Origin of the sequence: Streptomyces sp. NPDC127092, from assembly GCF_042722475.1 — a bacterium.
GTDB lineage: Bacteria > Actinomycetota > Actinomycetes > Streptomycetales > Streptomycetaceae > Streptomyces.
The window spans coordinates 1-9,146 of sequence record NZ_JBHXFE010000037.1 but is presented as its reverse complement, the minus strand read 5'-3'; the positions used below and the strand labels follow the sequence as shown (position 1 = coordinate 9,146).

8 protein-coding genes are annotated in these 9,146 nt (G+C 73.8%); 4 read left to right on the top strand and 4 right to left on the bottom strand.

What is annotated here, in order from left to right; all coding sequences use genetic code 11:
• Positions 1-146: 146 nt before the first annotated feature.
• A complete protein-coding gene (locus tag ACFWJO_RS27000; RefSeq protein WP_386869127.1) occupies positions 147-926 on the bottom strand; it encodes a VOC family protein in 780 nt (259 codons plus the stop codon).
• 221 nt (positions 927-1,147) lie between these two features.
• Between ACFWJO_RS27000 and ACFWJO_RS26995 the strand changes: the two genes are divergently transcribed.
• Positions 1,148-1,975, top strand: coding sequence for a sulfurtransferase (locus tag ACFWJO_RS26995; RefSeq protein WP_386869126.1), 828 nt, complete (start codon positions 1,148-1,150; stop codon positions 1,973-1,975).
• A gap of 120 nt (positions 1,976-2,095) precedes the next feature.
• Here the strand turns inward: ACFWJO_RS26995 and sepH are convergent, their stop codons facing one another.
• Positions 2,096-3,151 carry a septation protein SepH gene (gene sepH, locus ACFWJO_RS26990; protein ID WP_386869124.1) on the bottom strand — a complete coding sequence of 352 codons (1,056 nt, stop codon included), beginning with the start codon at positions 3,149-3,151 and terminating at the stop codon, positions 2,096-2,098.
• A gap of 432 nt (positions 3,152-3,583) precedes the next feature.
• On the opposite strand from sepH, the gene ACFWJO_RS26985 reads away from it, so the two are divergent.
• Positions 3,584-4,357, top strand: coding sequence for a hypothetical protein (locus ACFWJO_RS26985; protein ID WP_386869122.1), 774 nt, complete (start codon positions 3,584-3,586; stop codon positions 4,355-4,357).
• Between the two features lie 3 nt (positions 4,358-4,360).
• Here ACFWJO_RS26985 and ACFWJO_RS26980 read toward each other — a convergent pair whose 3' ends face one another.
• Positions 4,361-5,707, bottom strand: coding sequence for a D-arabinono-1,4-lactone oxidase (locus tag ACFWJO_RS26980; RefSeq protein ID WP_386869120.1), 1,347 nt, complete (start codon positions 5,705-5,707; stop codon positions 4,361-4,363).
• Positions 5,640-6,908, bottom strand: a complete 1,269-nt coding sequence (locus tag ACFWJO_RS26975) for an MFS transporter (RefSeq protein WP_386869118.1) — start codon at positions 6,906-6,908, stop codon at positions 5,640-5,642. Before ACFWJO_RS26975 ends, ACFWJO_RS26980 begins: the two co-directional genes overlap by 68 nt.
• 169 nt (positions 6,909-7,077) lie before the next feature.
• Between ACFWJO_RS26975 and ACFWJO_RS26970 the strand changes: the two genes are divergently transcribed.
• Complete coding sequence (locus ACFWJO_RS26970) at positions 7,078-8,205, top strand: ferrochelatase (RefSeq protein ID WP_386869116.1); 1,128 nt, start codon at positions 7,078-7,080, stop codon at positions 8,203-8,205.
• Positions 8,206-8,217: 12 nt separating this feature from the next.
• Entirely contained in the window at positions 8,218-9,018 is an 801-nt protein-coding gene (locus tag ACFWJO_RS26965) for an inositol monophosphatase family protein (RefSeq protein WP_386869114.1), read from the top strand.
• Positions 9,019-9,146 lie beyond the last annotated feature (128 nt).

Below are 9,146 nucleotides of genomic sequence, written 5' to 3'. Positions count from 1 at the left end.
GGTCCGCGACCCCGCCGGAGCAGTAGCAGCAGGACGCGTACCGGGGGGGGGGCGGGGACCCCCCCCCCCCCCCCCCTCCTCCTTTTTCCCCCCCCTCCCTCTCCCTCCCCCCCCCCCGGCCCCCACCCCCTGGCCGCCGGGACCGCTCAGGAGGGGGCGTCGGCCGACCGTACGAGTGTGAAGACGGCGCCCTCCGGATCCGTCACCAGGGCGAGCCGGCCCGCCGTGCCCTCGCGGGGCGGCCGCAGGATCTGGCCGCCCAGCTCGCCGACCAGCCGGGCGGCGGCGTCCACGTCGTCCACCTCGAAGTACGTCATCCAGTGCGCCCCCCGGTCACGGGGCAGCGCCGAGCCCACGCCGTGGAGCGAGGCGACCGGGCGGCCGTCGAGGTGGAGGGTGAGGTAGTCGAAGTCGGCCGAGACGACCGGCTCGATCTCGTAGGCGAAGATCGTCCGGTAGAACTTGCCCACCGAGGCGGTCTCGTACGTCAGCAGTTCGTTCCAGACCGGTGTGCCGGCCGGTCCGGCCGCCGCCGTGCCGTGGTGGGCGTCGGCCTGCCACACGCCGAAGACCGCGCCCGCCGGGTCCGAGCAGATCACCATGCGCCCCGCCTCGCCCGCGTCGAGCGGACCGACGGCGACCGTGCCGCCGCAGCAGCGGATGGTCTCCGCGGTCTCGTCGGCGTCGTCGGTGGCGAGATAGGGCGTCCAGGCGATCGGCAGATGTCGGTCCGGAGGCAGCTGACCGATCCCGGCCACCTCCCGGCCGTCGAGCAGCGCGCGCACGTACGGGCCGAGCTGCTGGGGCCCCGGCACGAAGTCCCAGCCGAACAGCGCAGCGTAGAACTCGCACGTCGCGTCAAGTCCGTGCACCATCAGGCTCACCCAACAGGGTGTGCCGGGTGTACGCCGAGTCGCCTCGGTCATCCGTCACTCTTTTCTCGCCAGTGGCCGTACACCAGGGGCCGGCGGGGCCGGTGGGGCGTACGAGGCTTCCGGCCCGGGTCCTGCCCGCGCTGCACCCGCCATACACATGCGCCGGCGTACGTCCCCCTCCCGATGGTTGCACCGCGGAGCGTGCCGCGCGCCCCGGACGATTATCCGGCGGGTGCCGTTCTCGGGGGGCGGGCTGCGCGAGGATGGCACCCATGAAGCCCATCATCTCCGTAAGCGAACTCGTGAGCGAATCGACCGGGGCCAGGCCGCCGGTCCTCCTGGACGTCCGCTGGACCCTCGGCGGCCCGCCCGGACGGCCGGAGTACGAGGCCGGGCACATCCCCGGCGCCGTGTACGTCGACCTGGACGCCGAGCTCGCCGGCCCGCCCGGGTCCGGCGGGCGGCACCCCCTGCCCGACGTGGCGGAGTTCGGCGCCGTGATGCGCCGTGCGGGTGTCTCGGCGGACACGCCGGTCGTCGTCTACGACGGCGGTCTCGGCTGGGGTGCGGCGCGCGCGTGGTGGCTGCTGCGGTGGGCGGGGCACCCGGACGTCCGGGTCCTGGACGGCGGTCTCGCCGCGTGGACCGGCGAGCTGTCCAAGGACGTGCCGGATCCCGTGCCGGGTGACTTCGAGCCGCGGCCGGGCGCGCTCGGGCTGCTCGACGCGGACGGTGCGGCGTCCCTGGCCCGCTCGGGTCTGCTGCTCGACGCGCGCGCCGGTGAGCGCTACCGCGGCGAGGTGGAGCCCATCGACCGGGTCGGTGGGCACATCCCGGGCGCGGTGTCGGCCCCGACGACGGAGAACGTGGGCCCTGACGGCCGTTTCCTCCCGTCGGAGGCGCTGGCGGCCCGCTTCACCGCGCTCGGCGCGGCGCCGGAGACGGACGTGGCCGTCTACTGCGGCTCGGGGGTGTCGGGCGCCCACGAGGTTCTGGCCCTCACCCTGGCGGGCATCCCGGCCGCCCTCTACGCCGGCTCCTGGTCGGAATGGTCCTCGGACCCGTCCCGCCCGGTCGCCACGGGCCCGGACCCGCAGTAGCCGGACCGGACACCCTCGCTCCACGGCCCCGCCGCCCCACCACCGCGGGGCCTCACCCTCCGTCGGCGGCCCCTTGCGCCGCGAAGGCGCGGGTCCGAACGGCGGCGGGTCCCGCGGGTGTCAGTCCTGCTTCTTGCGGCGGGTGCCGAAGACGATCTCGTCCCAGCTCGGGACCGCCGCCCTGCGGCCCGGGCGGACGCCGTCCGCCTCGGCCTGGCGGTCCGTCGTGCCGATGAGGCGGTCGCGGTGACCCGAGACCGCGCGGGGCATCAGGACGTCCGCGTACGCGGAGCCGGCGCCCGCCGAGGCGGCCGGCGCGGGCGGCTCCTCCGCCTCGACCTCGTCGGAGGGCTCCGTGTCGGACGGCTCGGGCACCACCATGTCGCCGCGGAAGCTCGGCACCGCCTCCAGGAGGCTGGTCAGCGAGTCGCGTTCCTCCTCCGGCTCGGGAGCCGGCGCGGGCGTCCGCTCGGTCTGGCGGTCGAGCGCGCGGTCCAGCGGCCGGTCCCGGGGCAGCCGGGCGATCCGCGGGACGAAGGGGAAGCTCGGCTCCGGCACCGCGGCGAGCGTGTCGTCGGTCTCGCCGATCAGCGCCCGCGCCTCGTCGTCGACGGCCTGTACGAGCCGCCGGGGCGGGTCGTACGTCCAGCTGGCGGTGTGCACCTCGCCCGCGACGCGGTAGACGAGCAGCACCTCCCAGGTGCCGTCGTCGCGCCGCCACGAGTCCCACTGCACGGTGTCCTTCTCGGCGCCGCGCAGCAGCAGCCGCTCCTGCACCGCCTCACCGAGCTGGGGTCCGGTGTTCTCGCCCGGCCGGCGCACGGGGGTCTTGCGGGCCCGCTCCGCCATGAACGCGCGCTCCGCGAGGACGGGGCCCTCGAAGCGCCGTACCCGGTCGACGGGGATGCCGGCGAGCTGTGCGACCTCCTCAGCGGAGGCACCGGCACGTATCCGGGCCTGGATGTCGCGGGGGCGGAGGTGGCTCTCCACCTCGATCTCGATCTGGCCGAGCCGCGCACGGTCGTTGCGGACGGCGGCCCGCAGCCGCTCGTCGATCGGAAGCGTGTACTCCGTGTTGTCAGCAGCCTTCAGCACCAGTCGTGTGCCGTCGTTCGAGACGGCCACGACACGCAGTTCGGGCATGGGAACCTCCCGGGTGGTGCCTGCCGACGTCACGTGCGTCGCTGCTTCCGCTAGTCGAGTGTGGCCTGCCCGGGTGCAGCCTGCCACAACCCTGCCGAGTTGCCCGGCGTGTCGGGCATGGACCCTGGAACGCCGTTATGGCACGGTTACCTGATTGCGACGCAGAGTGACTGGCCGTCACGCTGTGTCGCGGGCTCCGTGCGGTGCCGCGGCGCCGCCGGTTCGAGTGCCACCTTTGGCCCCCTTCCGTCGATTCCGGACACCCGTGAGGGAATCCGGACCCAGGGCTCGCCACAGTACTCCATTCGGGCCACCTGGGTGGACCGGCGCGCCGCCCAACTTCTCGGGCGGTTCGGGAGTTGAGTCTCCGCCATGCCCCCGACCGCGTGTCCCTCTTCACAGAACCGCCAGAAACGGAACTAATCCCGCCGCCCATTTGTCCCTTCCGGGTGCACGGTGGAACAGATGAACACGCTGGGAAGGGACATGCCCGAAGAGAAGAAGAAACGGTTCGACCTGAGCCTTCCTCAGGTCGCGGGCAGTGCGCTCGCCGCCGTCCTCGCCGCCAAGCTCGCCTCCACCCTCGGCGTCTACGGCACGATCCTCGGCGCCGGTGTGATCAGTGTCATCGCCACCTGCGGCGGCCCGGTCCTCCAGCACGTCTTCAAGCGCACCGGCGAGCAGATGCGCGGGGCCACCACGGCCGCCAGGCCGAAGGCGCGCCAGGCCCCTGTGCCGGCCCCGGCGTCGTACGGCGAGGAGTGCGGCGAGGAGTTCGGCGAGCCCACCACGCACGGCACCCGGGTCCGCGGCTGGAAGCGCTCCGCCCTCGGAGCCGCCGTGGTCTTCCTGGTCGCCATGGGCGGCGTCACCGCGTACGAGCTGACCTCCGGTCAGGACCTCAGCGGCACCAAGGGCACCACGACCTTCGGCTCCGCCGTCCGCGGCGAGGGCGGCGGCGAGAGCGGGAAGCGGCCTTCCACGGGCGGCACGCCGTCCTCGACGCCCGGCTCCCGGAGCGGCGGGGAGGAGCGGCCGGGCGCCGGCGGAACGCCGACGCCGACGCCGGACCGTACTCCCGGCTCGGGGACGCCGACCCCAGGTCCGACGCCCTCGACGCCGACCGAGCCCTCCGACGGCGGCTCGATCCCGCCGGCCACGCCGCCCACGACGCCGCCGGCCACCCCGTCGACGGCCCCGTCCACCGCCCAGGCACCCGCCGGCGACGGAGCCGAGTGACCGTCAGTCGCCCAGGACCCGGCGCAGGTAGTCGTTGGCGAAGCGCCGGTCCGGGTCCAGCCGGTCGCGCAGCGCCGTGAACTCGGCGAAGCGCGGATAGGCCTTCTCGAAGTAGGCGGCGTCCCGGGTGTGCACCTTGCCCCAGTGCGGGCGCCCGGCGTGCGCCGTCATGATGCGCTCCACCGCGGTGAAGTACCCGCGGTGGGGCGTGCCCTTGTAGAGGTGCACGGCGATGTACGCGGACTCCCGGTCCGAGGCCGTGGACAGCGCGATGTCGTCCGCCGGCGCCGTCCGCACCTCCACCGGGAAGCTCACCTTCAGCGGTGAGCGCTCGATCATCGCCTTCAGCTCGCGCAGCGCCGGCACCGCCGCCTCACGCGGCAGCGCGTACTCCATCTCCAGGAAGCGGACCCGGCGCGGCGAGGTGTAGACCTTGTACGGGATGTCCGTGTACGTACGGGCGGACAGCGCCCGGCTGGAGACCTTCGCGAGCGCCGGGACGACCGGCGGCACGGCCCGGCCCAGCGAACAGGCCAGCTGGAAGATCCCGTTGGACAGCAGCTCGTCCTCGACCCAGCCGCTCACCCTGCCCACCGGGGCCGCGGGGCCCGCGCTGCGGTTGTTGCGCTTGGTGTTGCAGTTGTCGGTGTGCGGGAACCAGTAGAACTCGAAGTGCTCGTTCTCCGCGTGCAGCGCGTCGAACTCCGAGGTCACCCGGTCGAAGGACATCGGTTCCTCGCGCGCGGTGAGCAGGAAGAGCGGCTCCACGGCGAAGGTGACGGCGGTGACGACGCCGAGCGCGCCGAGACCGATCCGGGCGGCGGCGAAGACCTCGGGGTTCTCCGTCTTCGAGCAGGTCATCAGGCGGCCGTCGGCGGTGACCAGTTCGAGCGCGCGGATCTGGGCGGCGATGGAGGCCGAGTCGCGGCCGGTGCCGTGCGTGCCCGTGGAGGTGGCCCCGGCGACCGTCTGCTCCATGATGTCGCCCATGTTCGTGAGCGACAGGCCCTCCCGGGCCAGCGCCACGTTGAGCCGCTTCAGCGGGGTGCCGGACTCGACGGTCACGGTCATCGCCTCGCGGTCGATCCGGCGGATCCCGGTGAGCAGCCCGGGCCGGATGAGGACGCCGTCGGTGGCGGCGATCGAGGTGAAGGAGTGGCCGGTGCCGACCGTCTTCACCCGCAGGCCGTCCTCGGCGGCCCGGCGCACGGCGTCGGCGACCTCCTCGGCCGAGGCGGGGCTCACCTCCCGTACGGGGCGGGAGGTGACGTTCCCGGCCCAGTTACGCCACGTGCTGCTGGCCGTCCCGGTGTTCCCCCACCGCTGCGGCTGCGTCGTCGACCTGCTCAAGCTGCCCCTCCCGCGTCGGCGCCGGCGTGCGCAGCCGGCGGTGGCCCAGGAGTGCCACGGCGACCGCGAGCGCGCCCGAGACGACGGGCACCACGTACGCCGCTTCCGCCCCGGACGCGTCGACCACCCAGCCGGCGGCCGAGGAGCCGAGCGCCACACCGACGGCGAGCCCGGTCCCTGTCCAGGTCATGCCCTCGGTCAGCTTGGTGCGCGGTACGTGCGCTTCGACGAGGGCCATCGTGGTCACCATCGTCGGCGCGATGGACAGGCCCGCGACAAAGAGCGCCACGGCCAGCAACGGCAGGTTCCCGGCCAGTAGGAGGGGGATCATACTCACGGCCATCGCGCAGACGCCGACGAGCCAGCGGACCGACGGCTGCCCCTTCACCCGGAGCAGCCCGAAGACCGCGCCGGCCACACCGGATCCCAGCGCGTAGACGGCCAGAACCAGACTTGCCGCCGACTTGTGGCCCTGCTCCTCGGCGAAGGCGACGGTCACGACGTCCACCGAGCCGAAGATGGCGCCGGTGGCGACGAAGGCGAGCGCCAGGACCTGCAGGCCGGGGGAGCGCAGCGCGGAGCCGCCCGAGTGCGCCTCGCGCGGGTGCGGGGCCGGCTCGGTGGCGCGCTGCGCGGTCAGCCAGAAGACGCCGATCGCGAGGAAGACGCCGGCGAGCAGCGGCCCGGCCTCGGGGAACCAGGTGGTCGACAGGCCGATCGAGAGGATCGGCCCGAAGATGAAGCACACCTCGTCGACGATCGACTCCCACGAGTAGGCGGTGTGCAGCCGCTGTGCCTCGCCCTGATAGATGTCCGCCCAGCGGGCCCGGGTCATCGCGCCGAGGCTCGGCACGGTGCCGACGCAGGCGGTGAACACGAACAGGGTCCAGTCCGGGGCCCCGAACTTGACGCACAGCAGCAGTCCGGCCGCCGCGGACAGCGAGAACAGCGTGGCCGGGCGGAGCACCCGGCGCTGCCCGTAGCGGTCGACGAGCCGGGAGATCTGCGGGCCGAGCACGGCGGCCGACATGGCGAGCGCGGCGGACAGCGCGCCCGCGAGCCCGTAACGCCCGGTGACCTGCGAGATCATGGTCACGATGCCGATGCCCATCATGGACAGCGGCATCCGGCCGATGAAGCCGGCCACGGAGAACGATCTGGTTCCGGGGGCCGCGAAGATCGCGCGATAAGGACTGGGCAAGGGGATCTCCGGGCTCGGGCGAGGCATGCAGACCGCACGTGTCCGCGCCGTCCGCGCAAGCACGTGTAATTAATAGCTAAAGCCTACGGCGTTGAACTGGTTCGGTCACTCCATTTTTTCGGTCGGGCCGAGCCCACGGCCGTCAGCGCCGGGTGGGAGGATCGGTGCCATGTCCGACGAGCTCGATCCCGCCCCGTACGACGCCCTGCTGCTGCTCTCCTTCGGTGGCCCGGAGGGCCCGGACGACGTGGTCCCGTTCCTGGAGAACGTGACCCGCGGCCGCGGCATCCCCAAGGAACGGCTGAAGGAAGTGGGCCGGCACTACTTCCTCTTCGGCGGCGTCAGCCCCATCAACGGCCAGAACCGCGCCCTGCTCGACGCCCTGCGCGCGGACTTCGCCGAGACCGGCCTCGACCTGCCGGTCTACTGGGGAAACCGGAACTGGGCGCCGTACCTGACCGACACCCTCCGCGAGATGATCACCGACGGCCGCCGCCACATCGCCGTCCTCGCCACCAGCGCCTACGCCTCCTACTCCGGCTGCCGCCAGTACCGGGAGAACCTGGCGGACTCCCTCGCCGAGCTGGAGGCGGAAGGGCTGCCGCTGCCCCGCGTCGACAAGCTCCGGCACTACTTCAACCACCCCGGATTCGTCCGCCCCATGGTCGAGGGCGTCCTCGCCTCGCTCGCCGAGCTCGACGAGTCCGTGCGGGCCAAGGCCCACCTCGCCTTCACCACACACTCCATCCCGGACTCCGCCGCCGACACCTCCGGCCCCGTCGCCGACCACGGCGAGGGCGGCGCCTACGTGAAGCAGCACCTCGACGTGGCCCGCCTGATCGTCGACGCCGTCCGCGAGGAGACCGGCGTCGAGCATCCCTGGCGGCTCGTCTACCAGTCCCGCAGCGGCGCCCCGCACATCCCGTGGCTGGAGCCCGACATCTGCGACCACCTGGAGGAGCTGCACGCCGCCGGGGCCCCCGCCGCCGTCATGGTCCCCATCGGCTTCGTCTCGGACCACATGGAGGTCCTGTACGACCTCGACACCGAGGCCACCGCCAAGGCCGCCGAGCTGGGACTCCCGGTGCGGCGCTCGGCGACCGTCGGCGCCGACCCGCGGTTCGCCGCGGCCGTCCGCGAGCTCCTCCTGGAGCGCGCCGCGACCGAGCGCGGACAGCGCGTCGAGCGCTGCGCCCTCGGCGCCCTCGGACCCTCCCACGACCTGTGCCCGATCGGTTGCTGCCCGGCCCGCGCGGAGCGCCCGGCGGCGGCCGGCGCCGACAGCCCGTACGCGTAAGGAGACCCCGGCGTGACCGACACCCCGCTGTCCGAACTGCTCGACCTGGCCCTCGAGGCCGGGCGCCGGGCGGGCGCCCTGCTGCGCGACGGGCGCCCGGACGACCTGACCGTGGCCCGGACCAAGACCAGCGCCGTCGACGTGGTCACCGAGATGGACATCGCCGCCGAGAAGCTGATCACCGGCTTCCTCGCCGAGCACCGGCCGCACGACGGCTTCCTCGGCGAGGAGGGTGCCGCCACCCCCGGCACCAGCGGGATCCGCTGGGTCGTCGACCCGCTGGACGGCACCGTGAACTATCTCTACGGCCTGCCGACCTGGGCCGTCTCCATCGCCGCCGAGCGGGACGGGGAGACCGTCGTCGGCGTCGTCGAGGTGCCGCTGCGCGGCGAGACCTTCCACGCCGTCCTCGGCGGCGGCGCGTGGCTCGGCGACCGGCGTCTCGCCGTCCGGCCCTCGCCGGCGCTCGACCAGGCCCTGGTCGCCACCGGCTTCGGCTACCTCCAGGCCCGCCGGGCCCGCCAGGCCGAGATCGTCCGGCAGCTGCTGCCGCGAGTCCGCGACATCCGCCGCGGCGGCTCGGCCGCCATCGACCTCTGCGACGTCGCCGCCGGCCGCGTCGACGCGTACTACGAGCGCGGACTCAACCCCTGGGACCTCGCCGCCGGCGTGCTCGTCGCCCGCGAGGCGGGCGCCCTGACCGGCGGCCGCCCCGGGGACCCGGCCTCGGGCGAACTGGCCCTGGCGGCCTCACCAGGCCTCTTCGGCACCCTCCAGGAGTTCCTGGAGGAGTCGGAGGCCTGGCGCGACTGAGCGGGCCGTCAGAGGCCTCCTCGGGCACGAGGACGACAAGGGCGGGGACCCAGGAGTGGGGGTTGCGGGGGGCCACCATTTTCCGTTGGGGCCGGGAGAAAGCACGCCGGCACCCCCCCCGCTGTTTG

Coding starts and splice junctions, on each gene's coding strand:
- ACFWJO_RS26970 (WP_386869116.1), top strand. CDS start 7,078: ATGTCCGACGAGCTCGATCCCGCCCCGTACGACGCCCTGCTGCTGCTC.
- ACFWJO_RS27000 (WP_386869127.1), bottom strand. CDS start 926: ATGACCGAGGCGACTCGGCGTACACCCGGCACACCCTGTTGGGTGAGC.
- ACFWJO_RS26995 (WP_386869126.1), top strand. CDS start 1,148: ATGAAGCCCATCATCTCCGTAAGCGAACTCGTGAGCGAATCGACCGGG.
- ACFWJO_RS26985 (WP_386869122.1), top strand. CDS start 3,584: ATGAACACGCTGGGAAGGGACATGCCCGAAGAGAAGAAGAAACGGTTC.